Origin of the sequence: Mesorhizobium sp. M0751 (assembly GCF_040320265.1) — a bacterium.
Taxonomy (GTDB): Bacteria; Pseudomonadota; Alphaproteobacteria; order Rhizobiales; family Rhizobiaceae; genus Mesorhizobium.
Genome location: NZ_JAMYPH010000007.1, coordinates 1 through 23,552 on the forward strand (window position 1 = coordinate 1; position 23,552 = coordinate 23,552).

Sequence of the window (23,552 nt, forward strand, 5' to 3'; positions counted from 1 at the left end):
CCGCCTGATTGCGGCCTTCCGGCGCTATGGCCTGCCGTGGCGCATCGCCACCGACAACGGCCCGCCCTGGGGCGATGGCGGCCGCAACAACTTCACCATGCTCGGCGTCTGGCTGATCGAGAACGGCATGTCGGTCAGCCATTCCAGACCCTGCCACCCACAGACGCTGGGCAAGGAGGAGCGGTTCCACCGCACGCTCAAGGCCGAGGCGCTGCAGGGCCCGCCCTTCGACAGCTTGCAGGCGGCGCAGCGCGCTTTCGACGCATGGCGCCACATCTACAACACCGAGCGGCCGCATCAGGCCATTGCCGACGCTGTGCCGCTCGAGCGCTATCGTGCCTCGACGCGCGACTTCGCCGATGCCGTCCAGCCGTTCGAATACGCGCCCGGCGACCAGGTCCGCAAAATCCAGCAGAAAGGCACAACCTCGCTGTTCGGGCACGCCGTCAATATCTGCAAGGCTTTTGCCGGCAAAGCCGTCGCCTTCCGCCCAACCGAAACCGATGGCGTCTTCGATGCCTACTTCCGCCACCAGAAAATCCAGACCATCGACCTCAACGCAAGCCAAAGATAGGATGGCAAACTGTTCGCGATGTCCCCGCACACCTGTTCGCGATGTCCCCGGTCCAAACACCCCCTTGCGGGGGAGATGTCGCCGAAGGCGACAGAGGGGGTCGCAGCGCGTGGAACACCAGCCCCTTCCGCGACGACTGACGACGTGGGCGCTTGATGTGAGACGACCCCTTCTGGCCTGCCGGCCATCTCCCCCTCAAGGGGGGAGATTAACTACTTCGACGATTTCGCCAATCACCGGCGCGGCGGCAGCCACGCTTTGTTTGCCGGCTAACGGCCTAGACTTTTGGCAACCCACTACTCCCGCTTCAGCCTTCGGCAAAGCTCGTCGAGCTGCTCCAGCGTCCGGTAGGCGACGCTGATCACGCCGCCGCGCTGGTTGTGCTCGATCGTGACGAACATGCCAATCGTATTGGTCATCAATTTTTCCAGCGCCAGCGTGTCGGCATCCTTTTGCGGCGGGGGAGCGGGCTGGCGCTTTGCCGCCGGCGCGCCGACCGGCATCTGCGCCAAGGCTTCGGCCTGGCGCACCGACAGCCCCTCGTCGATGATCCGCTTGGCGAGCCCGGCCGGGTCGTCGGCCGTCACCAGGGTGCGGGCGTGGCCGGCCGAGAGCGCGCCGTCGACCAGCATGTCGCGAATGACGTCGGGCAGCTTGAGCAGTCTCAGCGTATTGGCGACATGGCTGCGGCTCTTGCCGATCACCTGGCCAAGATCGGCCTGGGTATAGCCGTGGTCGTCGATCAGCTGCTGGTAGCCCAGCGCTTCCTCGACCGGGTTGAGATCGGTGCGCTGGACGTTTTCGATGATCGCCAGCTCTAGCGCCGTGCGGTCGTTGACGTCGCGCACGATGATCGGGATTTCGGTCAGCCCGGCGCGTTGCGCCGCGCGCCAGCGACGCTCGCCGGCGATGATCTCGTAGCGGCCCGACTGCGTTTTCGACGGCCGCGCCACCACCGGCTGCACCACGCCATGCTCGCGGATCGACTGGGCGAGGTCGGTCAGATCGGCATCGCCAAAATGCCGGCGCGGGTTCTTCGGGTTGGGACTGAGGAACTCGATCGGCACCTTGCCGTCGGCCGCCAGCCCGGGCTTTTCCGGTGCCGCCGGGCGATCGATTTCGCCGATCAGCGCCGCCAGTCCCCGTCCCAGTCTTTTTCTCGAAGGGTCTTCGTTCATCGTCCGTCCAGATCGTTTCGGTGTCGAATCGGCTTATCGTTCAGGCGGCCCGCAATTTGCGCTCGCGACGGATCACTTCCGAAGCAAGCTGCAGATAGGCCTGGCTGCCCGAGCATTTGAGGTCGTAGAGAATCGCCGGCTTGCCATAGGACGGCGCCTCGGAAACGCGGACATTGCGCGGGATGACGGTTTCATAGACCTTGTCGCCCATATGGGCCCGGACATCCTGCACCACCTGGTTGGCGAGATTGTTGCGCCCGTCGAACATAGTCAGCACGATGCCCTGGATCGTCAGGTCGGGGTTGATCGACCGGCGCACCTGCTCGACCGTCTCCAAAAGCTGACTCAGGCCCTCCAGCGCGAAAAACTCGCACTGCAGCGGCACCAACACCGAATCGGCCGCGGCCATCGAATTCAGTGTCAGCAGATTGAGCGAGGGCGGGCAATCGATCAGCACATAGCCGAAATTGGCCGAGCGCTCGGCCGAGGCCCGCAGCGCGTTGCGCAGCCGCAGAACCCGATCCGGCGCCGAGGCGATTTCCATCTCGATACCGAGCAAGTCGAGCGTCGACGGTACGATCGACAGGCCTGGCACCGCCGTCGGGATCGCCGCCGCTTCGAGATCGAGCTCGCCGGTCAGCACATCATAGGACGAGACGGTGCGGTCGCGCCGGTCGATGCCGAGCCCGGTGCTGGCATTGCCCTGCGGGTCGAGGTCGACGATCAGCACCTGTTCGCCTATGGCCGCCAGCGCGGTGGCCAGATTGATTGCCGTTGTCGTCTTGCCGACGCCGCCCTTCTGGTTGGCGACGGTGATGATTCGGGGGCCGTTCTTCATCATGGGTCTATGCCAGAAATTCATTGGGGTCGCCGGTCACAAGCCAGGGTGCTGTCGCAAGTCGGATACTTCGAGAATGACGCCCTGCGCATCGGTTGCACTGGCATGTTCTACCAGATCGAAAGACCATCGTTGAGCGCTTTCTGCCACTTCGGCGCGGTAATCCCGGCCTTTGTGAAACAGGCCGCGCGCCCCCTTGGTCAGCCACGGTGCCGCCAGGTCGAGCAAGTCGGACAGCGAGGCGAGTGCCCTGGCTGTGACGATTTGCGGTGCAGGAACAAGGAGATAGCTGTCGTCGATGCGGCGCGCGATGACCTTGGCGGGCAGGCTGAACTGTCCGACGACTGCTTGCAGGAACGATGCTTTTTTGCGGTTGCTTTCAACCAGGTCGATACCGGCGCCTTCCCGCTCGGCAAGCAAAAACGCCAGCACGAGGCCGGGAAACCCGCCGCCCGAGCCGAGATCGACCCAGCGCTTCGCGTCTGGTTTGATTCGCGCCAGCTGCGCGCTGTCGAGGATGTGGCGGCGCCAGACATCGTCCTGCGTCGATTGCGCGACGAGATTGATCCGGCGGTTCCATTTCTGGAAGACGGCCTCGAACTCGACCAGACGATCGAATGTTTCACGTGAAACCGGGCCCGCTGCCGCTTGCAGGCTCGCCCAGGACGCAGCGCTCACGCGACCTGCTTTCGCGCGGCCGCCTCGGCATTGCGCACATGCGCGACAATAATCGCCAGCGCCGCCGGCGTCATGCCTTCCATGCGTTGCGCATCGGCAATGGAGCGCGGCTGGCGTGCCAGCATCTTCTGCTTCAACTCGTTCGACAGGCCGGGAACTGAAGCAAAGTCGAGCGACTCCGGAATAAGCCGGCTCTCCTCATGCCTGATCTGCGAAACATCGGCCTGCTGGCGGTCGAGATAGACAGAATATTTGGCTTCCGTTTCAAGACGTTCGGCCGTTTTGCTGTCGATCGCCGCGAAAGCCGGCTCGATGCGCGCCAGCCAGGCGATGTCGACGCCGGGATAGGCCAGCAACTCATAGGCCGAGCGACGGACGCCGTCCCGGTTGATCTCGAGCCCATGGCGCGCCGCCTCATTGGGTGTCATGGTGGTGCCGAGGGCGAGCTGTCGCGCCTTCTCAAGGCCTTGCACGACATTGTTGAACCGCTGCATCCGCCCCGGCGAGGCGATCCCCAGCCTTATCGCCAGCGGCGTCAGCCGCTCATCGGCGTTGTCGGCTCGCAGCGACAGCCGGAACTCGGCCCGCGAGGTGAACATGCGGTACGGTTCGGCGATGCCGCGGCTGGTCAGATCGTCGACCATCACGCCGATATAGGCTTGGGTGCGGCTCAGCACGATTTCGTCGCTCGCCGACGCCTTGCGCGCTGCATTCAAGCCGGCAAGCAGCCCTTGCGCGCCGGCTTCCTCGTAGCCCGTTGTGCCGTTGATCTGGCCGGCGAGGAAAAGCCCGGCGATCCGCCTGGTCTCCAGCGTTGGCTTGAGCTCGCGCGGGTCGACATGGTCATACTCGATGGCATAGCCCGGCTGCAGCATGGTTGCCCGCTCCAGCCCCGGAATGGTCATCAGCATGTCGAGCTGCACGTCTTCCGGCAGCGAGGTCGAGATGCCGTTCGGGTATACCGTGTCGTCGTCCAGCCCTTCCGGCTCCAGAAAGATCTGGTGGCCTTCGCGGTCGCCGAACTTGACGATCTTGTCTTCGATCGACGGGCAGTAGCGCGGCCCGACGCCTTCGATTGACCCCGAATACATGGCCGAGCGGCCGAGATTGGCGCGAATCAGCTCATGCGTGGCATTAGTCGTGCGGGTGATGCCGCAATGGATCTGCGGGTTTTCGATGCGCTCGGTGAGCAGCGAGAACGGCACGGGATCTTCGTCCGCCGCCTGGCTCTCCAGTGACGCCCAATCGATTGTCCTGCCATCCAGCCGCGGCGGCGTGCCGGTCTTCAGCCGCCCAAGTTTGAAGCCGGCGCGGCTCATCGTCGCCGACAGGCCGATGCTCGCCTGTTCGTTCATGCGGCCGGCGACGATCTTCTTCTCGCCAATATGGATCAGCCCGCGCAAGAAAGTGCCGGTCGTCAGCACCACGGCGCCGCAGGCGAACCTGCTTCCGTCCGCCAGCAGCACCGCCGCGATGCATCCGTCGTTGATTTCGAAATCCAGCACCTCGCCCTCGACGACATCGAGGCCGGCCTGCTGGCGAATCGCCGCTTGCATGGCGAGCCGATAGAGTTTCCGGTCGGCCTGCGTTCGCGGACCACGCACCGCCGGCCCTTTGCGGCGGTTGAGCAGGCGGAACTGGATGCCGGCCGCATCGGCGACGCGCCCCATCAGCCCGTCCATGGCATCGATCTCACGAACCAGATGGCCCTTGCCGAGGCCGCCGATCGCCGGATTGCAGGACATCACGCCGATCGTGTCGAAGCGCAGCGTCACCAGCGCGGTCCTGGCGCCAGCCCGCGCAGCGGCGCTGGCCGCCTCGCACCCAGCATGACCGCCGCCCACCACGACCACATCATAGTGATTGGTCATTTCAGAATCCCGAATTCAAGTGGACCGACACATGTCCCCGGAGGCACGCGCTGTCAAGGACAGAGGGCGCTGTCCTCTCCTTCTCCCCTTGTGGGAGAAGGTGGATTGGCGCGCAGCGCCAAGACGGTTGAGGGGTGTTGGACGGAGTGCCGTGAGGGCCAAGCTGGAGCGCCCCTCATCCGACCGAGCCTCGGCCACCTTCTCCCACAGAAGGGGAGACGCACGAGCGGGATCGTTTCACGTGAAACAGTACCCACCCCTACTCCTGCGCCGTGTTTCACGTGAATCACCGCCGGTGTGCTGCTTCCCAAATGTTTCACGTGAGTCATTTCCCAATACAGAACTGCGAAAAAATCACATCGAGCATGTCCTCGGCATCGACCGCCCCGACGATTCGTCCGAGCCGATCCGCCGCCAGGCGCAGTTCCTCGGCCCGCAGTTCCTGGCCGCGCTCGCCCCCCGTGACAGCCGCGACCAGAAAGCGTTTCGTCTCGTTGAGCAGCTCGACGTGCCGCAGCCGAGACGGCAGGATATCGCCGGCCTGGCCGATCTGCGCCGCGGCGCGATGGCCGATCTCCGCCAGCAATTCGGCCAGACCGGTGCCGTCCAGCGTCGAGATAGCGAAATCATAGTGCGAGGCGGGCGAGGGTGACTTGCCCCCCAACAGGTCAATTTTTGTTCCGACCCTCAGCGCCGGCATGTCGCCCGGCAGCGCACCGATCGCGACTGGCTCCGCCATATCCTCCAGCAGCAACAGCAGATCCGCACTGTGCGCCTTGGTCCTGGCCTTCTCGATGCCGATCGCCTCGATCTTGCCGGGCGCCTCGCGCAGGCCGGCGGTGTCGGTCACCCTGACCCGCACCCCTTCCAGGTCCAGGACCACCTCGAGCAGGTCGCGGGTCGTGCCGGGCTCGTCGGTGACGATGGCCGCTTCGCGCCGCGCCAGCGCGTTGAACAGGCTGGACTTGCCGGCATTCGGCGCGCCGAGGATCACGACTTCGAACCCGTCGCGAATGATTTCGGCAGCGCGGAAGCCGGCGACATGGCGCTCTATTTCCTCGATCATCGCCCGGACATCCGACCAGACCGTATCGGCGACCGAGCCCGGCACGTCATCCTCGTCGGCAAAGTCGATCTCGGCCTCGATCATCGCGCGGGCGTGGATCAGCCGTCGACGCCAGCCCAGATAGAGGTCGCTCTGCACGCCTTCGGCGTTGTGCACGGCAAAGCGCCGCTGCGCCTCGGTTTCGGCGTTGATGAGATCGGCCAGCGCCTCGGTCTCGACCAGGTCGAGCTTGCCGTTGAGAAAGGCGCGGCGGGTGAATTCGCCAGGCTCGGCATGCCTGACGCTGTCGAAGGATGCGATGGTTTCCAGCATCTTCGCCACGACGGCGCGCCCGCCATGCACATGGAACTCTGCAACGTCCTCGCCGGTAAAACTGTCGGGACCGGCAAAGAAGACGACCAGGCCGCTGTCCAGCACCGATCCGTCGGGCGCCCGGAGCTTGCGATAGGTGGCCACGCGGTTCGGCACCGTCGATCCGGCAATCGTTTCGATAGCGAATCGACTCTGCGGCCCCGAAATCCGGATCACGGCAATGCCGGCCGGCAGGCGCCCGCTCGACAGCGCCACGATGGAGTCTTTTGAAATCATTTGCCCGCTCTGCCGAAGCGCCCTAGCTATGCCTGTTCAATCCGCCATCGAGTAGCGCCGTTGACATTGCCTGCACAAAACCTGCTTGCCGAAGAGGCCAGCCCCTATCTGCAGCAGCACAGCGGCAATCCGGTGCACTGGCGGCCATGGTCGCCCGCCGCTTTGGCCGAAGCAAAGGCGCTGCAGCGTCCGATCCTGCTCTCTGTCGGCTACGCCGCGTGCCACTGGTGCCACGTCATGGCGCATGAGAGCTTCGAGAACGACGTCGTTGCCGCCGTCATGAACCGTCTCTTCGTCAATATCAAGGTCGACCGCGAGGAGCGCCCCGACATCGACCAGATCTACATGGCGGCGCTGTCCTCAATGGGCGAGCAAGGCGGCTGGCCGCTGACCATGTTCCTGACGCCGGACGGCAAACCGTTCTGGGGCGGCACTTACTTTCCGCGCGAGGCCCGCTACGGCCGGCCAGGCTTCGTCCAGGTGCTGGAGGCGGTCGACAAGGCTTGGCGGGAGAAGAAAGAAAGCGTTAACCAAAGTGCCGACGGCTTGACTACGCATGTCGAGACGCGGCTGGCGGGCAGCCATGGCAAGGCCGTGCTCGACCGCGGCATGCTGGCGAACCTCGCCAACGGCATTGACGGCTTGATCGACCGCGATTTGGGCGGTCTGCGCGGTGCGCCGAAATTCCCCAACGCGCCCTTCATGCAGAGCCTCTGGCTCTCCTGGCTACGCGACGGCACCGCATCCCACCGCGACGCCGTTCTCCTCAGCCTCGAAAAGATGCTGGCCGGCGGCATCTATGACCATATTGGCGGCGGACTCAGCCGCTACTCGACCGACGCCGAATGGCTGGTCCCGCATTTCGAAAAAATGCTCTACGACAATGCCCAGCTCATCCGCTTGTGCAATTGGGCCTATGCGTCAACCGGCAGGGAATTGTTCCGGCTGCGAATCGAAGAGACGATTGCCTGGCTGTTGCGCGAAATGCGGGTCGAGGGCGATGCCTTTGCCGCCAGCCTCGATGCCGATAGCGAGGGCGAGGAGGGGTTGTTCTACACCTGGAGCACGGATGAAATCGAAGCCGCCCTCGGCGACGATTCAGCATTGTTTTTCAAATACTTCACACTTGCCGGCCCGCATGGCTGGGAAGGCAAGCCGATCATTTGCCAGACTGATGCTCAACAGGCGCAGAGCGTCGTCGATCGTGCCCTTCTGGTTCCGCTCAAGCAAAGGCTGCTGGCAGCGAGGGAACAGCGCGTTCGGCCCGGGCGTGACGGCAAGGCCCTGACCGACTGGAACGGCTTGATGATCGCAGTCCTTGCCGAGGCCGGACGGTCGCTTGGCCGATCCGCCTGGATCGAAGCGGCAGCAGCGGCCTTTGCCGCCATTGCGGCTGCTGGACGTGACGGCCGCCTGCCGCATTCGATGCTCGGCGCAAAGAAGCTGTTTCCGGCTCTGTCGAGCGACTATGCCGCCATCGCCAATGCCGCCATCTCGCTGTTCGAGGCGACCGGCAGTCCGGATTACATCGCCCATGCCAGGAAATTCATTGGGCAACTCGATCTCTGGCATCAGGACACCGACAAAACCGGTTACTATCTGACCGCATCCGACAGCACCGACGTGCCGGTCCGCATCCGCGGCGATGTCGACGAAGCCATTCCTTCCGCTACCGGCCAGATCATCGAAGCCCTGGTCCGATTGTCGTCGCTTTCGGGCGATCTCGATCTCTGGGTAAAAGCCTGGACAGTCGCAGAGCATGCGGGCGGGCGGGCGGAGCACCAGGGCTATGGCCAGGCGGGTATAGTCAATGCCTGTGCCTTGGCGCTTGAACCGCTGAAACTGGTGATCGTGGATAGACCCAAGAATCCAAGGCTTGTTCCGGTTGCGAATCGAAATCCGGACCCCCGTCGGGTGGACATCGTCGTGCCTGTTGGCGCGGCGACAAATCTGCCGGCCTTGCCGGGCGGCGTCCTGCCGCCAACGGCCGAGCCCGGCGCCTGGCTGTGCACCGGGCAGGTCTGCCTGCCGGTGATAATGGAAGCTGAAGAGCTGGAAGGGTTATTGCGGCGGTGATGGACCTGGCGCCCTTTCTCTTCTCCCCTTGTGGGAGAAGGTGGATTGGCGCGTAGCGCCGAGACGGATGAGGGGTGTTGGACGGAGTGCCGTCGTTGCCAAGCTGGAGCACCCCTCATCCGACCGAGCTTCGCTCGGCCACCTTCTCCACAAGGGGGAGAAGGCCCGCAACCTTACGTATTCATCGAATCGAAGAAATCCGCGTTCGTCTTGGTCTGCTTGAGCTTGTCGATGAGGAACTCGATGGCGTCGGTCGTTCCCATAGGCGCCAGGATGCGGCGCAGCACGAAGATCTTCTGCAGGTCCTGGCGCGGAACCAGAAGGTCCTCCTTGCGGGTGCCGGATTTGAGGATGTCCATGGCCGGATAGATGCGCTTGTCCGCCACCTTGCGGTCGAGCACGATTTCCGAATTGCCGGTGCCCTTGAACTCTTCGAAGATGACCTCGTCCATGCGGCTGCCGGTGTCGATCAGCGCCGTGGCGATGATGGTCAGCGAGCCGCCTTCCTCGATATTGCGGGCAGCACCGAAGAAGCGCTTCGGCCGCTGCAGCGCGTTGGCATCGACACCACCGGTCAGCACCTTGCCGGATGACGGCACGACGGTGTTGTAGGCGCGGCCGAGGCGGGTGATCGAATCCAGCAGGATGACGACGTCACGGCCGTGCTCTACGAGGCGCTTGGCTTTTTCGATGACCATTTCGGCAACCTGGACGTGGCGCACCGCCGGCTCGTCGAAGGTCGAGGAGACGACCTCGCCCTTCACCGAGCGCTGCATGTCGGTGACTTCCTCCGGCCGCTCGTCGATCAGAAGCACGATCAAATAGCATTCCGGATGGTTGGTGGTGATCGAATGCGCGATGTTCTGCAGCAGCACCGTCTTGCCGGTGCGCGGCTGCGCCACGATAAGCGCGCGCTGGCCCTTGCCGAGCGGCGCCACCAGGTCGATGACGCGCGCCGAAATGTCCTTGGAGGTCGGAACCTCCATTTCCATTTTCAGCCGTGAGGTCGGATAAAGCGGCGTCAGATTGTCGAAATGGATCTTGTGGCGGATTTTTTCCGGGTCGTCGAAATTGATCGTGTTGACCTTGAGCAGCGCAAAATAGCGCTCGCCCTCTTTCGGGCTGCGGATCGGCCCTTCGACCGTATCGCCGGTCTTCAGCGAGAACCGTCGGATCTGCGACGGTGAAATATAGATGTCGTCGGGGCCTGGCAAATAGTTGGCATTGGCGGAGCGCAGGAAACCAAAACCGTCCTGCAGCACTTCGACGACGCCGTCGCCGATGATCTCGATATCCTGGGTCGCCAGTCTCTTCAGGATCGCGAACATCAGCTCCTGCTTGCGCATGACGCTGGCGTTCTCGACCTCGAGCGATTCCGCATAAGCGATCAGCTCTGGTGGTTTCTTGTTCTTGAACTCTGTGAGTTTCATTTCTTGCATCATTAGACGGACTCTGAGTAAGCTTTGGGAAAAATATCGGCGGGATGCGACAAATGCCGGGCGCGGCCGAAGCGATAAATGGGCGGCGCATGACGGGAAGGAAGACCCGTCTTTTATCGTCGGTCGGTTGAAAGAGCAAGCCGCCTTTTGCGGGCAACCGAAGACGTCAGAACGGTTTCACGATAACCAGGACGACGATGACGATCATCAGCAATGTAGGGATCTCATTGACGATCCGCCAGTGCCTTGCCGATTTTTCATTGCGGTCTTCGGCAAATTTCCGGACGGCGCCGGCGAGATAGCCGTGCACGGCCGACAGGCCAACCACCGCGGCGATCTTGGCATGCAGCCAGCCGCCTTGAAAACCAAAGCCTTTCCAGGCAAGCCACAGGCCGAATGCCCAGGTGATCACCATTGCCGGATTGATGATGCCGCGCAGCAGGCGGCGCTCCATCACCTTGAAAGTCTCCGACTGGACGGAGCCTTTTTCCGCATCGGCATGATAGACCAGCAGGCGCGGCAGATAGAGCATGCCCGCCATCCAGGAGATGACGGCAATCACATGGATCGCCTTCGCCCAGGGATAGAAATCATCGGGGCCGAAGAGAAACAGCAGCCCGGCCAGCATCAGGAAGACGGCGATCGCAATTGCCGCGCGGCGCATCGCCCCTCGACCACTGTTGGTGCTGTTCGCATTGTCTGCGCCCATCATCGTCACGATGCGCCCCGCACCAGTTTGACCATCTGCTCGACATGCGCCAGCGGCGTCTCCGGCGTGATGCCGTGGCCGAGGTTGAAGATCAGCGGCCCGTCGCCCAGCGCCTCCAGGATCGCCGCTACGCCGTCGGCAAGCGCCTTGCCGCCGGCTACAAGCCGCAGCGGATCGAGATTGCCCTGCACGGCGCCGTCACGCTGCAATTCCTTCGCCGTCGACAAGGGCACGGTCCAGTCGAGGCCTAGCCCGGTCACGCCGGTCTTCTGGCGATAGCTTCGATAGTGATCTCCGGCACCCTTGGGAAAGCCGATGATCGGAACATTGGGATGGACAGCCTTCACTTGCCGGACGATCTCGGCCACCGGCTCGACGCAGAACAACTCGAAAGACGCTTCGTCGAGCACGCCGGACCATGAATCGAAGATCTGCACCACGTCGGCGCCGGCTTCGATCTGCCGGATCAGATAGGCAGCCGAATGATCGGCGAGCACCTTCAGCAGCCGAAGAAAGGCCGCCGGCTCGCGATAGGCGAACAGCCTGGCCGGTGACTGGTCGGGCGTGCCATGGCCGGCAATCATATAGGTCGCCACCGTCCAGGGCGCACCGCAGAAGCCGATCAGCGTCGTTTCATCAGGCAGTCTGGCGCGCAACCGCCGCACCGTCTCGTAGACCGGCTCGAGATTCACGTGAAACGCTTCGCCGTCGAGAGCCGCAATTTCCACAGCCGTGATCGGCGTCAGCAGCGGGCCGCGTCCTTCCTCGAAGCGCACGTCGCGGCCAAGCGCATGCGGCACGACAAGGATGTCGGAAAACAGGATCGATGCATCGAAGCCGAAGCGTTCGATCGGCTGCAGCGTCACTTCGACAGCGAGATCCGGGTCGTAGCAAAGATCGAGGAATGATCCGGCCCGTCTCCTCGTCTCCCGGTATTCCGGCAGATAGCGTCCGGCCTGGCGCATCATCCAGACCGGTGGCGGAAACGCCGCCTTGCCTCTCAACACGTCCAGCACGATCCGGTCTTGAGGCATTGAGCGCTCGCCTTTCCAGGCTTCTCTATAATTAAATATTCTATTTTTAGGAATCTTATGATTCTAAGAGTCTGTTGGTTGTGGTGGTTGTCTCCTGTCCCGCTTTGCCTTGGAAAAGACCAGCCAGCATATTGTCGCGCGCTTCTCCAACGGGATTGCAGGACTTTGGGGAAAGTCGGGAATTTACGACTGGAGTCAATGCGTTGCCGCCAGGCCGGGGAAATTGCCGCTGTGGACGAAGCGAAGGCAAAAAGCTCCGTCCCCGGACTTGTCCCCAACCGCCTGGAGAAGCCGACAGCACATCGAATTGTGGACAAACCGGCATCTGATACAGTCGCTTCGCGGTGGCCGAGTTTTCCGCCCGGCTTATCCACATCGGCCCACAGCCTGGAATGTATCCTGTGAACAAACCGCAGAGCTTCTTTCACCTTCACCTGATTTCCGACGCCACCGGCGAAACGCTGCTGGCAGCCGGCCGCGCGGCTTCCGCGCAATACAAGGATGCGCGCGCCATCGAACATATCTACCCGCTCATCCGCACCGAAAAGCAGGTGACGAAGGTGTTCGAGGACATCGAGGAGGAGCCGGGCATCATCCTCTACACGGTGGTCGACCAGAAGCTTGCCCGTGGCATCGACGAACGCTGCGCGGCGATGGGCCTACCTTGCGTCTCGGTGCTGGAGCCGGTGCTGACGGTGTTCCAGTCCTATCTCGGCACGCCGGCCGGCCGCCGCGTCGGCGCCCAGCATGTGCTGGACGCTGAATATTTTCGCCGCATCGACGCGCTCAATTTCACCATGGAGCATGATGACGGCCAGCTGCCGGCCAATATGGACGATGCCGATATCGTGCTTGTCGGCATCTCCCGCACTTCGAAGACGCCGACCAGCATCTATCTCGCCAATCGCGGCATCAAGACCGCCAACATTCCGATCGTGCTCGGCGTGCCGGTGCCCGAAAGCCTGGTCAATGCCAGGAGGCCGCTGATCGTCGGCCTGGTCGCCACCGCCGAACGCATCTCACAAGTCCGGCAGAACCGCATTCTCGGCACCAGCGCCTATGAGCCGACCGATTATGTCGACCGCGCCGCGATCGCCGAAGAGCTCACCTATGCCCGCCAGATATGCACGCGGCATGGCTGGCCGATGATCGACGTCAGCCGCCGTTCGATCGAGGAGACGGCGGCGGCGATCGTTGCCCTGCGCGGCAAGACGCGCTAGGGCGTGTTGATATTCAGGTGATGCCGGCCTGCAAACGGCGGCTTCCTGCGCTTCCGGTGCTCACGTACGAAAAGTACGCTCCGCTCCGGTTCTCGGAAGCCACCATTTTCGGCTCGGCCTGACCTGAATCTTGACACACCCTAGTGAGCGCTAGGAAACGGGCGAAAAAAATGGCCGAAAAAATCATCCTTGCCTCGGGCAGCCCGTTCCGCAAGGCGCTGCTCGTCAATGCCGGCGTCACTGTCGAAGCGGTTCCGGCTTCTGTCGATGAGCGCGCGCTCGAGGCGCCGCTGCAGAATAGCGGCGTGTCGCCGGAGGACGTCGCCCTGGTGCTCGCCGAAGCTAAGGCCACCGACGTCAGTGAGCGCAAGCCCGGCGCCCTGGTGCTCGGCTGCGACCAGACGCTGTCGCTCGGCGACGAGCTGTTCCACAAGCCGGCCGACATGGAAGGGGCGCGCCGTCATCTGCTGGCGCTGTCCGGCAAGACGCATCACCTCAACAGCGCCGTCGTGCTCGCCCGTGACGGCCAGGTCCCGTGGCGGCATGTCGGCATCGCCAGCCTGACCATGCGCAAGCTCGATCCGGCCTTCATCGGCCGCCATCTGGCGCGCGTCGGCGCCAAGGCGTTGTCCAGCGTCGGCGCCTACCAGATCGAAGGTGAAGGCATCCAGCTGTTCGAAAAAATCGAAGGCGACTATTTTACCATTGTCGGCCTGCCGCTTTTGCCGGTGCTGGCCAAGCTGCGCGAGCTCGGGGCGATCGATGGCTGAGGCCTCGAAAAAAGCCTTCGTCACCGGCCACCCGATCGCGCATTCCAGATCCCCGAAGATCCACGCCTACTGGCTGGCGAAATACGGCATCGACGGCGTCTACGAGGCCATCGACGTTGCACCAGAAGCGTTTGCCGAATTCCTGCAGACGCTGCAGGCACAAGGTTATCGCGGCGGCAACGTCACCATCCCGCACAAGGAAGCCGCCTTCGCACTGGTGGCGCGCCGCGACGACGCGGCCGAACAGATCGGTGCGGTCAATACACTGTGGTTCGAGGATGGCGAATTGTGCGGCGGCAATACCGATGCGCATGGCTTTGCCGCCAATCTGGACGAGTATGCACCGGGCTGGGCGGCGGCCAACGGCCCCGCCGTGGTGCTCGGCGCCGGCGGCGCCGCTCGCGCGGTTATTCATGCGCTGAAGCAACGCGGCGTCAGCGACATCCGCATCGTCAACCGAACGCTTGCGAGGGCGCAGGAGCTGCGCGACCGCTTCGGTGCAGGCGTCTCCGCCCACGGCTTGGCGGAGACCGGCGAATTGCTTGGGGATGCCGGCCTGCTGGTCAACACGACAGCCCTCGGCATGCATGGCAATGAAGGCCTGTCCGCCGATCCGGACAGACTGCCGGACCGCGCCATCGTCACCGACATCGTCTACGTGCCGCTGGAGACGCCGCTGCTTGCCGCGGCCAAGGCGCGCGGCCTGAGAACCGTCGACGGGCTCGGCATGCTGCTGCACCAGGCGGTGCCCGGCTTCGAGCGCTGGTTCGGCATCAGGCCAGAAGTCACAGCCGAACTGCGGCAAATGATCATTGCCGATATCGGCGCGATAAAATGATCGTGCTCGGCCTCACCGGATCGATCGGCATGGGCAAGTCGACCACGGCCAAGATGTTTGCCGAAGCCGGCGTGCCGGTCCATGATTCCGACGAGGCGGTGCATCGGCTTTATGCCGGCAAGGCCGCGCCCTTGGTCGAGGCGGCCTTTCCCGGGACTACCCGATCCGGTGCGGTCGATCGCACAAAGCTGGCGGAGCGGGTGCTCGGCGACGGCGCCGCCCTGAAACGGCTGGAAGCTATCATCCATCCGCTGGTCCGTGCCGATGCCGATGCGTTCCTGGCTGAAAATCGTGCCGCCGGCGCGCCGCTTGCCGTGCTCGATATACCGCTGCTGTTCGAGACCGGCGGCCGGAACCGCGTCGACAAGGTCGTGGTCGTCACCGCGCCGCCCGAGATCCAGCAGGCCCGCGTGCTGGCGCGGCCGGGCATGAACGAGGAGAAACTGGCGTCGATTCTGGCCAGGCAGGTTCCTGACGCCGAAAAGCGCCGTCGCGCCGACTTCGTCATCGACACCGGTCAAGGCTTTGACGCCGCTCGCGCGGCCGTCAAGGCCATCATTGCCGAACTAGTCGTGGATAAGGCAGCCAGGCCTGGTTAATAGGCTTGCAGCTCGCAATTACTTGTTGCCATTTTGTTCCGGGTGTGATTCGGCTAGAATGATGCCGGAACCAGTGGACTGATTCGATGCGTGAGATCATCTTCGATACGGAAACCACCGGCCTCGACACGCGCGAGGACCGCGTCATCGAGCTTGGCGGCGTCGAGTTGGTCAACCGCTTCCCGACCGGCCGAACCTTCCACAAATATATCAACCCGCAAGGTCGCCAGATCCATCACGAGGCGCAGGCCGTGCACGGCATCAGCGCCGCCGATCTTCAGGGCAAGCCGACTTTCATGGAGATCGCCGAGGAGTTTCTGGCCTTCATCGACGGCGCCAAGCTTGTCGCGCACAATGCCGGCTTCGACATCGGCTTCCTCAATCTCGAATTCGGCCGGCTTGGCCATCCGGCCATCGATCCGGGACGGATCGTCGACACGCTGGCGCTGGCGCGCCGCAAGCATCCGATGGGCCCCAATTCGCTCGACGCGCTCTGCCGCCGCTATGGCATCGACAATGGCCGTCGCACCAAGCACGGCGCGCTACTCGATTCGGAATTGCTGGCCGAGGTCTATATCGAGCTTATCGGCGGCAAGCAGGCCAGCCTCATCCTCGACAGCATCATGGCGCCGGCGGGCGGACGACAGAATGTCGACGACATCGATATTTCGATCGGTGTGCGGCCGATCGCCTTGCCGTCGCGCCTGACCGACGCCGAGCGCGCAGCACACGCAGGCATGGTTGGCACATTGGGCGAAAAGGCGCTCTGGCTACGCGTCGCCCCGGAAGCGAGTTCCGCGGCATAGTTATTGCCGATCGGCAGCTAACGTCGATAGTCCCGTTCGGTGGAAAGTCGCCAAGCTTCGCGATTTGCCACTGAAGAGGAGTCACCGGCGTTCCGTCCCGATGAGAGCACAGCCTGTCCCGCCGGCGTCTCAAACAAAAAACCCGGCGCGAGGCCGGGCTTTTCAACGACGGAGTGACGCCAGCTTCAGCTCACCTTGACGGCGGCAGCCTGGTCCTCGGCCAGCTTCTGCTGGAACATCTGCGCGAAATCGATCGGGTCGAGCATCAGCGGCGGGAAGCCGCCATTGCGTGTTGCCTCGGCAATGATCTGCCGGGCGAACGGGAACAGCAGCCGCGGGCATTCGATGAACAGGATCGGCAGCATGTGCTCCTGCGGGAAGCCGCTGATGGAGAAGACGCCGCCATAGACCAGCTCGACGTTGAACAGCACTTCCTGGTCGAACGACGCTTTTGCGTTCAGCGTCAAATTGACGTCGAACTGCTTGTCCGAAAGCGGGTTGGCGTTGACGTTGACATTGATGGCGATGCCCGGAGCCTTGTCGCGGCCGCGCAACGAGTTCGGGGCGCCGGGGCTTTCAAAGGACAGGTCCTTCACATATTGCGCGAGCACGTTGAGCGAAGGCTGCGCCGCATTTCCATTACCGTTGGCTGCGCCGGTCGGCGCGTCGTCGTTGCTGGCCATAAGCTGTGGTCCTTTTGCCTGGGCAGCGTTGCTGACCGGATTGAAATTCGGGCGTTCGCTATCATGGCCGGCACGACAAGACAAGTTTGCAAAAGACGCCGGTTGCCTTGCGGCTACTCGTCCTTGAGGCGGCGCCAGGGAGAATCCGGTCCGCGCGTATGATCGTCGGCGCGCGAATAGTCGCCGTCGTCGAGATCGATGGTCTTGCCGCGTTGCCTTGCCCGCAAACCACCGCTGAAATCGGTTGCCAGCACGATGCGGCCTTTCAGCATCCGCCAGGCAAGATCGCGCACTGGCGGCAGGAACAGCAGAATGCCGAAAATATCCGAGATGAAGCCGGGGATGATCAAAAGGATCGCTGCCAGCACGATCATGGCGCCATGCGCAAGCTGGCCGCTCGGGTCACGCCCGGCATCCATTTCGGCACGGACCCTGGCCATGACGCCAAAGCCCTGGTGCCGCAGCAGCAGGGCGCCGGCGACACTCGAGGCCAGCACCAAGCCAACTGTCGCCAGCGCGCCGACCTGGCGGCCGACAATGACGAAACCGGCTATCTCCAGCAGCGGAAGCGCGAGAATGAACAGGGGAAGCAGCGGGATACGCAAATCTTGACCGATCGTTTTCGATGTTTTGCCGGCCGGCGAGCAATCGCCGCTGGCACCAGAGCTGTTAGATAGGTATGGCTGCCTTTGATTTGAATGATTGCGCCATGCGTTCTATATGCTTTGGATACTGAACGCTATGTGATCGCGGCCCTTGCTTGGCCGCTGGTCCGGCCAAAGCAGGGATTGATTGGCGCAAGATATGGGCTTCTTCGACTTCGGCACGATTTTCTTTCTGATTGCGGCGGTGGTGATCTTTTTCCAGCTGCGCAACGTGCTTGGCCGACGCACGGGCAATGAGCGCCCGCCCTTCGATCCATATACGGCAGCGCGCAAAAACGACAAGGATGCCGCCCAGAAACCCGAGAACGTGGTTTCGCTGCCGCGCAAGCGGCTGGCGGGAGAGCCGTCGGCCGACGCCTATGTGGCGATCGATGCCTTTGCCAAGCCCGACACCGATCTCAACCGGGGCCTGCGGGCGATCAAGGACAATGATCCGACCTTCGATCCGAAGACCTTCGTCGACGGCGCCAAGATGGCCTATGAGATGATCGTCATGGCCTACGCCGATGGCGACCGCAAAACCTTGAAGAACCTTTTGTCGCGCGAGGTCTATGACGGCTTCGTCGCGGCCATCGGCGACCGTGAGGCGAAAGCCGAAAAGATCCAGTCCTCCTTCGTCGGCATCGACAAGGCCGACATTGTTTCGGCCGAGATGAAGGGCAGCGAGGCGCACATCACGCTGCGCATCGTCAGCGAGCTGATTTCGGCGACCCGCGACAAGGCCGGCGCCGTCATCGACGGCGATCCCGAGACCGTCGCCGAGGTCAAGGACGTCTGGACCTTCGCCCGCGACACGCGCTCGCGCGATCCGAACTGGAAGCTCGTCGCCACCGAAGAAGAAGACTGAACTGGACGGCGGCGGGGGCTGTCGTGTCGCTTTCTGGAGCTTTCAGCGAAAAATCCTTTGGCGAATTGCCGGGCTGGGGCGAGGACGACCATCTCCCTGCCTTTGACGCCTTTCGTCGCTCGGCCTTTCATATCCTGACCAAACCCTACCGCTCCGGCGCGCTCGGCGTCGATTACAACGGCTTTGCCGACGCCTATGCGGAAGCGCGCACCGTTTCGCCGGCGAATCGGTTGCGGGCCCGAAGCTTTTTCGAGCGCCATTTCGTTCCGGCCCGTATCGATGCCGAAGATGGTGGTCCTGGCCTGGTAACCGGCTTTTATGAACCGGAGGTCGAAGCCTCGCCGGTGCGCACGCAACGGTTTTTGGTGCCGTTGCTGTCGCGCCCGGCCGACCTTGTCGACATCGATGACGGCAATCGTCCTTCCGGCCTGGATCCCTATCTCGCCTTCGCTCGTGCGACGCCGAACGGCCCGGTCGAATATTTCGACCGCGGCGAGATCGAACGCGGCGCGCTTGCGGGAAAAGGGCTGGAAATCGCCTGGCTCGCCGACAAGGTCGACGCCTTCTTCATTCACGTGCAGGGCGCGGCACGGCTCAACATGACCGACGGCAGGCTTCGCCGCATCACCTATGCCGCCAAATCCGGCCAGCGCTTTACCGGGCCGGGCAAGATCCTGAGCGAGGAAGGCGAGATCCCGCTGGAGAAGGTGACGATGCAGTCGATCCGTGCCTGGTTCAAGGCGCATCCGGAACGCGTCGACGAGATGCTTTGGCGCAACCGCTCCTATATCTTCTTCCGCGAGATGGGCGTCGACGACCGGGAGCTCGGCCCTATCGCTGCCGCCAAGGTGCCGCTGACACCCGGCCGCTCGATCGCCGTCGACCGGCTGCTGCACACGTTCGGCATGCCCTTCCATATCGACGCGCCGTCGCTGACCGCCTTCGACGGGAAACCGTTCCGGCGGCTGATGATCGCGCAGGACACCGGCTCGGCGATCACCGGGCCGGCCCGCGGCGATCTGTTTGCCGGGTCGGGCGATGCGGCCGGCGAGATCGCCGGCGTTGTCCGCAACGCCGCAGATTTTTATGCGCTGATCCCCCGGTCGCTGGTTGCAGGAGCAGGCCGATGACCCGCCGCATCGACAGGCTGAGCGAGGACGACCGGGTGCTGTGGAACCTGGTGGCGCGCACGGCAAAGCCGCTGAAGGGCAAAATCGCCGTCGAAATTCCAGACGTCGGGCCGGAGATCGACGAGACCAGGCAGACGCCGCCGCCGGCACAGCTCGCGGGCAATCCTGCGACGGCCGCCAAGCCGAAGGCGCAGCATGTCTCCCACGCACTCGACGAACCGATGCTGGACAAGCTGTCGAAGGGTCGGCTGCCGATCGAGGGCCGCGTCGACCTGCATGGCCTGACCCAGGATGAAGCCTATTCGCTGCTGTTTTCCTTTCTGCGCCGGGCGCATGCCGGCGGCATCCGCTACGTCCTGGTGATCACCGGCAAGGGCTCTTCCTCGGGCGGTGATGGCGTCTTGCGGCGCGCCGTGCCGTCGTGGCTGTCGACACCCGCGTTCCGGCCCCTCGTCTCCAGCCACGACCATGCAGCCCGCAAACATGGCGGCTCGGGTGCGCTCTATGTCCGCTTGCGGCGGGCGCGCCCATGAGGGACGCACCTATGAGGATGCACCCATGAAGGTGCGCTTGTGACCCCGTTCGGCGAAAAGCTTCGCGTGCTGCGAAACGAGCGCGGCGTCAGCCAGAAGGACATGGCCAAGGCGATCGGCGTCAGCGCAGCCTATCTCTCGGCGCTGGAACACGGCCGCCGCGGTGCGCCGAGCTGGACGCTGATCCAGAAGATCATCGGCTATTTCAACATCATTTGGGACGACGCCGAGGAACTGGCGCGGCTGGCCGAAACATCGCATCCGCGTGTCAAGCTCGACACGTCGGGCCTTAGCCCGGCGGCGACCGAGCTTGCCAATCTCCTGGCCGACAACATCGAAAAGCTCGACGAAGCCGAGCTTCGCCGCATCATTGCGTCGCTCCGCGCCGCACTGGCACGGCCGAAATGAGCTGCTTTGTTACTGGACCGAGCCGACCAGCACCTGCTGGCCGCCGCGGATGGAGACCCAGCGGCCGGTATTGTCGACCGCCTGCCGCTTGAGGAAACGATAGCCGGTCTGGTCCCAGGAACGGACCTGGTCGGTCAGATTGTCGAGGATGTAATCGCCCTTGTCGGTACGCACCGTCAGTACGGCGTGGCCTTCGCCATCCGGCTTGCGGACGACGGTCATCAGCAGGTCGGAAAACGAGACGCCCAGCCGGTTCAGCTCACGGCGCTTTTCCAGGACATAGTCCTCGCAATCGCCGACGCCCTTGTCGGGATAGGCCCAGACCTCATCCTTGCCGTAGATGTCGAAGTCGCTCTCCGGCTTGACGGCGGCGTTGACCTTTGCCGTGACGCTGAGCAGCTTGCGCCACAGCGAGCCGGTCAGGCTGGCGGGCGACAGATCCTTCGGGCGGATCGAGCATTCGGACGCGTAGCTCTTGCAGAAATCATAATGGCCGATCGGCTGCGAGGTCGGGCCGCCCGTTATCATCGGGCTGGCTGCCGAGGCCGAACCGGCCCAACCTGCCGCCACAGTAAGTCCAGCCAGCGCGCACAGGCGCAGCGTTCTCGCCATTGGTGAGGAAATCATTGTCCCCGCTTGTCCCTTGTTGTTAACGAAACGTTAAGGGGTATTTACAGTCCGTGTCAATTATGAGGATGGATTGATTTTTGCGGCATGGTTACCCGCGTGGCGCCAACGCGACTATTGTGCAACAGGTCGACCGGCCGCACGGCCCCGCCAAGCGACGTTTTTGGCATTGAGCGACCTGATGCGGATTGACGGGCATCATCACTGGTCGCCTATTTCTTGCCGGTCCTGACCAGCTTGGGCTTCACCGCAACACGGTTCTGACGGCCGTAGCTGGTAATGAAATCGACGATGCGCGGTACGATTTCGGAGCGGAAGCGCGAGCCGTTGAACACACCATAATGGCCGACCGCCGGCTGCATGTAATGGGCGTGCCTGTCGGTCGGGATGTTGATGCAAAGATCGTGCGCGGCCTTGGTCTGGCCGAGGCCGGAGATGTCGTCGTTCTCGCCCTCGACCGTGAACAGGGCGACATTGCGGATCGCCGAGGGGTCGACCGCCACGCCGCGATGCGTCATCGTGCCCTTGGGCAAGGCCTGGCGGACAAACACGGTGTCGACGGTCTGCAGGTAGAATTCCGCCGTCAGATCCATCACCGCCAGATATTCGTCGTAGAACTCGCGGTGCTTCTCGGCATTGTCGCCGTCATGCTTCACCAGGTGCATGAAGAAGTCCTTGTGGGCGATGATGTGGCGGTCGAGGTTCATGCTCATGAACCCCGAAAGCTGCAGGAAGCCGGGATAGACCTCGCGGCCGAAGCCCGGCACCGGCCAGGGCGCGCGCATGATGACGTTGTCGCGGAACCAGTCGATGCCCTTTTCCTGGGCCAGGAGATTGACCGCCGTCGGGCTGCGGCGCGTGTCGATCGGGCCGCCCATCAGTGTCATCGTCGAGGGCACGAACGGATCACCCTTGGCTTCCATCAGTGCCACCGCCGCCAGCACCGGAACCGAAGGCTGGCACACCGCCATCACGTGGGTGTCGGGGCCCAGCGCATGCAGCATGTCGACGATGTAGTCGATATAGTCGTCAAGATCGAAGCTGCCGTCGGCCAGCGGCACCATGCGGGCGTCGACCCAGTCGGTGATATGCACGTCGGCATAGGGCAGCATCGCCTCCACCGTGCCGCGCAGCAGCGTCGCGTAGTGGCCCGACATCGGCGCGACAATCAACAGCTTCGGATCCGGCCGGCGCCCGGCCGGAACTGCGCGCTCGAAACGAACCAGGTTGCAGAATGGCCGCGACCAGACGGTGCGTTCGCTGACCTCGACGTTTTTCCAGTCGACGACGGTCTTGGTCAGGCCGAATTGCGGCTTGCCGTAGCGGCGCGTCGTGCGCTCGAACAGTTCGGCCGTTGCCGCAACCGAGCGGCCCCAGGAGGTGTGTGAGACCGGATTGAGCGGATTGGAGTAGAACAGGCGCACCGCATCGGCATAGAGGCGCGCCGGCTGCAAGGCGGCGTGGTTCAGTTCGTAGAGCTGGTAGAACATCGAGAACCCCGCTGCCGACTGCGATCGAAGGGCCGACGAGCAGCGCCGAGCCTTGAAATGCCTTGCGGGGAAGTTAGCAACAATCTGCTGCGATGCAATACGTCAACTTGCGTGATTTATGCTCGTTCTTTCGTCCAAGGCGTTGAGAATCCGCCTGGAACGGCAACAGCCGGCTCAATGTGCACCTGCGAAGGAGTAGCGGAGGGCACGGTCATCGGTACAACCGTCGGAGGCGGCGTCCGCCGTCGCGACCGTTAGACGCGTGCCATGCAGACAGCGGTGTGGCCCGAGCTGATGAAGCCGAGCTGACTGGCTGCGCCCTTTGACAGATCGAGCATCCGGCCCCTGATAAACGGGCCGCGGTCGTTGATGCGCACGACGACGCTGCGGCCATTGTTGCGGTTGGTCACCTTCAGCTTGGTGCCGAACGGCAGGCTGCGATGCGCTGCGGTCAGCGCCGACGGGTTCATGCGCTCGCCGGAAGCGGTTCGGGAGTGCAATGAGTACCAGGAGGCACGGCCGCATTGGGCGGCGGCGCTGGCACTGGACGCGCCGACCATCAGGCCAGCCGCGATCGTGACCGCGACAAGCGCGGTCTGGTTGCTTTTGTTCATGTGTTGGGGACTGGCTCCGTTGACAGACCCGCAGCGGTTAGGGACGAATGAGGCAGCAAATGCGGCAATGATCTGTCGGTTCCATGGCAATGTTACACGTTTGGAGTCGGCGCGAAACAATTTGTCAGAGACTTTCCGCAGAGCGGCACAGCTTCCTTGATGATCTTTGCACCGATCTCCGCGTGTCTTGCGCAAGATCGGAGGTTAGCATCTAAGTAGAAGTTGGTGTAGTCGAGCGGCTTCTTTTCGCTGTTCCATTCCGGCCGGAGCC

24 protein-coding genes are annotated in these 23,552 nt (G+C 63.3%); 11 read left to right on the top strand and 13 right to left on the bottom strand.

The annotated features are described in order from the left end of the window. A partial coding sequence (locus NKI19_RS13200) for an integrase core domain-containing protein (protein ID WP_352951142.1) occupies window positions 1–574 on the top strand: 574 nt, incomplete at its 5' end. Between the two features lie 296 nt (window positions 575–870). Here the strand turns inward: NKI19_RS13200 and NKI19_RS13205 are convergent. From NKI19_RS13205 to mnmE, 5 genes are all read right to left on the bottom strand, one after another. Beyond that, window positions 871–1,752, bottom strand: coding sequence for a ParB/RepB/Spo0J family partition protein (locus NKI19_RS13205; RefSeq protein WP_352565567.1), 882 nt, complete (start codon window positions 1,750–1,752; stop codon window positions 871–873). A 40-nt stretch (window positions 1,753–1,792) separates the two neighbouring features. Beyond that, a complete protein-coding gene (locus NKI19_RS13210) occupies window positions 1,793–2,593 on the bottom strand; it encodes a ParA family protein (RefSeq protein WP_084642633.1) in 801 nt (266 codons plus the stop codon). 33 nt (window positions 2,594–2,626) lie between these two features. Further along, window positions 2,627–3,268, bottom strand: coding sequence for a 16S rRNA (guanine(527)-N(7))-methyltransferase RsmG (gene rsmG, locus NKI19_RS13215; protein WP_352565565.1), 642 nt, complete (start codon window positions 3,266–3,268; stop codon window positions 2,627–2,629). After that, on the bottom strand, window positions 3,265–5,139 hold the full coding sequence (mnmG, locus tag NKI19_RS13220; RefSeq protein ID WP_352565563.1) for a tRNA uridine-5-carboxymethylaminomethyl(34) synthesis enzyme MnmG: 1,875 nt from the start codon (window positions 5,137–5,139) through the stop codon (window positions 3,265–3,267). The genes rsmG and mnmG overlap by 4 nt, the downstream gene beginning before the upstream one ends. A gap of 325 nt (window positions 5,140–5,464) precedes the next feature. Beyond that, complete coding sequence (gene mnmE / locus NKI19_RS13225; RefSeq protein WP_352491253.1) at window positions 5,465–6,793, bottom strand: tRNA uridine-5-carboxymethylaminomethyl(34) synthesis GTPase MnmE; 1,329 nt, start codon at window positions 6,791–6,793, stop codon at window positions 5,465–5,467. A gap of 60 nt (window positions 6,794–6,853) precedes the next feature. Between mnmE and NKI19_RS13230 the strand changes: the two genes are divergently transcribed. Further along, window positions 6,854–8,869, top strand: coding sequence for a thioredoxin domain-containing protein (locus tag NKI19_RS13230; protein ID WP_352565562.1), 2,016 nt, complete (start codon window positions 6,854–6,856; stop codon window positions 8,867–8,869). Between the two features lie 173 nt (window positions 8,870–9,042). Here NKI19_RS13230 and rho read toward each other — a convergent pair whose 3' ends face one another. From rho to hemE, 3 genes are all read right to left on the bottom strand, one after another. Next, window positions 9,043–10,308: a transcription termination factor Rho gene (gene rho / locus NKI19_RS13235; RefSeq protein ID WP_023675925.1), complete on the bottom strand. Its 1,266-nt coding sequence runs from the start codon at window positions 10,306–10,308 to the stop codon at window positions 9,043–9,045. Between the two features lie 166 nt (window positions 10,309–10,474). Then, a complete protein-coding gene (hemJ, locus tag NKI19_RS13240; RefSeq protein ID WP_502899286.1) occupies window positions 10,475–11,020 on the bottom strand; it encodes a protoporphyrinogen oxidase HemJ in 546 nt (181 codons plus the stop codon). A 2-nt stretch (window positions 11,021–11,022) separates the two neighbouring features. Continuing rightward, window positions 11,023–12,051, bottom strand: coding sequence for a uroporphyrinogen decarboxylase (gene hemE, locus NKI19_RS13245; protein ID WP_352565561.1), 1,029 nt, complete (start codon window positions 12,049–12,051; stop codon window positions 11,023–11,025). A 401-nt stretch (window positions 12,052–12,452) separates the two neighbouring features. Between hemE and NKI19_RS13250 the strand changes: the two genes are divergently transcribed. The 5 genes from NKI19_RS13250 to dnaQ all read left to right on the top strand — a co-directional run bounded on the left by NKI19_RS13250 (window position 12,453) and on the right by dnaQ (window position 16,284). Beyond that, window positions 12,453–13,271, top strand: a complete 819-nt coding sequence (locus tag NKI19_RS13250) for a pyruvate, water dikinase regulatory protein (protein ID WP_352458816.1) — start codon at window positions 12,453–12,455, stop codon at window positions 13,269–13,271. 170 nt (window positions 13,272–13,441) lie between these two features. Continuing rightward, window positions 13,442–14,041 carry a Maf-like protein gene (locus NKI19_RS13255; protein ID WP_352565559.1) on the top strand — a complete coding sequence of 200 codons (600 nt, stop codon included), beginning with the start codon at window positions 13,442–13,444 and terminating at the stop codon, window positions 14,039–14,041. After that, window positions 14,034–14,879 (top strand): shikimate dehydrogenase, encoded by an 846-nt coding sequence (locus NKI19_RS13260; RefSeq protein ID WP_352565558.1) that lies wholly within the window; start codon window positions 14,034–14,036, stop codon window positions 14,877–14,879. Before NKI19_RS13255 ends, NKI19_RS13260 begins: the two co-directional genes overlap by 8 nt. Further along, complete coding sequence (gene coaE / locus NKI19_RS13265; RefSeq protein WP_352565556.1) at window positions 14,876–15,478, top strand: dephospho-CoA kinase; 603 nt, start codon at window positions 14,876–14,878, stop codon at window positions 15,476–15,478. The genes NKI19_RS13260 and coaE overlap by 4 nt, the downstream gene beginning before the upstream one ends. A gap of 86 nt (window positions 15,479–15,564) precedes the next feature. After that, window positions 15,565–16,284 carry a DNA polymerase III subunit epsilon gene (gene dnaQ, locus NKI19_RS13270; protein ID WP_352565554.1) on the top strand — a complete coding sequence of 240 codons (720 nt, stop codon included), beginning with the start codon at window positions 15,565–15,567 and terminating at the stop codon, window positions 16,282–16,284. 185 nt (window positions 16,285–16,469) lie between these two features. Here dnaQ and secB read toward each other — a convergent pair whose 3' ends face one another. Then, window positions 16,470–16,967 carry a protein-export chaperone SecB gene (gene secB, locus NKI19_RS13275; RefSeq protein WP_352565552.1) on the bottom strand — a complete coding sequence of 166 codons (498 nt, stop codon included), beginning with the start codon at window positions 16,965–16,967 and terminating at the stop codon, window positions 16,470–16,472. Window positions 16,968–17,080: 113 nt separating this feature from the next. Continuing rightward, complete coding sequence (locus NKI19_RS13280) at window positions 17,081–17,572, bottom strand: FxsA family protein (protein WP_352565551.1); 492 nt, start codon at window positions 17,570–17,572, stop codon at window positions 17,081–17,083. A 199-nt stretch (window positions 17,573–17,771) separates the two neighbouring features. Between NKI19_RS13280 and NKI19_RS13285 the strand changes: the two genes are divergently transcribed. From NKI19_RS13285 to NKI19_RS13300, 4 genes are read left to right on the top strand one after another with little or no spacing between them, the layout of a single operon-like run. Further along, the gene (locus NKI19_RS13285) at window positions 17,772–18,479 is read left to right on the top strand and encodes a Tim44/TimA family putative adaptor protein (protein ID WP_352565549.1); all 708 of its coding nucleotides are present in this window, start codon (window positions 17,772–17,774) and stop codon (window positions 18,477–18,479) included. Window positions 18,480–18,502: 23 nt separating this feature from the next. Continuing rightward, a complete protein-coding gene (mltA, locus tag NKI19_RS13290) occupies window positions 18,503–19,609 on the top strand; it encodes a murein transglycosylase A (protein WP_352565547.1) in 1,107 nt (368 codons plus the stop codon). Then, the gene (locus tag NKI19_RS13295; protein WP_352565545.1) at window positions 19,606–20,142 is read left to right on the top strand and encodes a Smr/MutS family protein; all 537 of its coding nucleotides are present in this window, start codon (window positions 19,606–19,608) and stop codon (window positions 20,140–20,142) included. Before mltA ends, NKI19_RS13295 begins: the two co-directional genes overlap by 4 nt. A 39-nt stretch (window positions 20,143–20,181) precedes the next feature. Continuing rightward, a complete protein-coding gene (locus NKI19_RS13300) occupies window positions 20,182–20,550 on the top strand; it encodes a helix-turn-helix domain-containing protein (protein ID WP_352473989.1) in 369 nt (122 codons plus the stop codon). A gap of 9 nt (window positions 20,551–20,559) precedes the next feature. On the opposite strand, the gene NKI19_RS13305 is transcribed toward NKI19_RS13300, so the two are convergent. From NKI19_RS13305 to NKI19_RS13315, 3 genes are all read right to left on the bottom strand, one after another. After that, complete coding sequence (locus tag NKI19_RS13305; RefSeq protein ID WP_352565543.1) at window positions 20,560–21,177, bottom strand: transglutaminase-like cysteine peptidase; 618 nt, start codon at window positions 21,175–21,177, stop codon at window positions 20,560–20,562. Window positions 21,178–21,389: 212 nt separating this feature from the next. Beyond that, the gene (locus NKI19_RS13310; RefSeq protein WP_352565542.1) at window positions 21,390–22,667 is read right to left on the bottom strand and encodes a polyhydroxyalkanoate depolymerase; all 1,278 of its coding nucleotides are present in this window, start codon (window positions 22,665–22,667) and stop codon (window positions 21,390–21,392) included. A gap of 254 nt (window positions 22,668–22,921) precedes the next feature. After that, window positions 22,922–23,281, bottom strand: coding sequence for a septal ring lytic transglycosylase RlpA family protein (locus NKI19_RS13315; protein ID WP_352565540.1), 360 nt, complete (start codon window positions 23,279–23,281; stop codon window positions 22,922–22,924). Window positions 23,282–23,552 lie beyond the last annotated feature (271 nt).

Coding starts and splice junctions, on each gene's coding strand:
- NKI19_RS13205 (WP_352565567.1), bottom strand. CDS start 1,752: ATGAACGAAGACCCTTCGAGAAAAAGACTGGGACGGGGACTGGCGGCG.
- NKI19_RS13210 (WP_084642633.1), bottom strand. CDS start 2,593: ATGATGAAGAACGGCCCCCGAATCATCACCGTCGCCAACCAGAAGGGC.
- mnmG (WP_352565563.1), bottom strand. CDS start 5,139: ATGACCAATCACTATGATGTGGTCGTGGTGGGCGGCGGTCATGCTGGG.
- mnmE (WP_352491253.1), bottom strand. CDS start 6,793: ATGATTTCAAAAGACTCCATCGTGGCGCTGTCGAGCGGGCGCCTGCCG.
- rho (WP_023675925.1), bottom strand. CDS start 10,308: ATGCAAGAAATGAAACTCACAGAGTTCAAGAACAAGAAACCACCAGAG.
- hemJ (WP_502899286.1), bottom strand. CDS start 11,020: ATGATGGGCGCAGACAATGCGAACAGCACCAACAGTGGTCGAGGGGCG.
- hemE (WP_352565561.1), bottom strand. CDS start 12,051: ATGCCTCAAGACCGGATCGTGCTGGACGTGTTGAGAGGCAAGGCGGCG.
- NKI19_RS13255 (WP_352565559.1), top strand. CDS start 13,442: ATGGCCGAAAAAATCATCCTTGCCTCGGGCAGCCCGTTCCGCAAGGCG.
- NKI19_RS13260 (WP_352565558.1), top strand. CDS start 14,034: ATGGCTGAGGCCTCGAAAAAAGCCTTCGTCACCGGCCACCCGATCGCG.
- coaE (WP_352565556.1), top strand. CDS start 14,876: ATGATCGTGCTCGGCCTCACCGGATCGATCGGCATGGGCAAGTCGACC.
- dnaQ (WP_352565554.1), top strand. CDS start 15,565: ATGCGTGAGATCATCTTCGATACGGAAACCACCGGCCTCGACACGCGC.
- secB (WP_352565552.1), bottom strand. CDS start 16,967: ATGGCCAGCAACGACGACGCGCCGACCGGCGCAGCCAACGGTAATGGA.
- NKI19_RS13285 (WP_352565549.1), top strand. CDS start 17,772: ATGGGCTTCTTCGACTTCGGCACGATTTTCTTTCTGATTGCGGCGGTG.
- NKI19_RS13295 (WP_352565545.1), top strand. CDS start 19,606: ATGACCCGCCGCATCGACAGGCTGAGCGAGGACGACCGGGTGCTGTGG.
- NKI19_RS13305 (WP_352565543.1), bottom strand. CDS start 21,177: ATGATTTCCTCACCAATGGCGAGAACGCTGCGCCTGTGCGCGCTGGCT.
- NKI19_RS13310 (WP_352565542.1), bottom strand. CDS start 22,667: ATGTTCTACCAGCTCTACGAACTGAACCACGCCGCCTTGCAGCCGGCG.
- NKI19_RS13315 (WP_352565540.1), bottom strand. CDS start 23,281: ATGAACAAAAGCAACCAGACCGCGCTTGTCGCGGTCACGATCGCGGCT.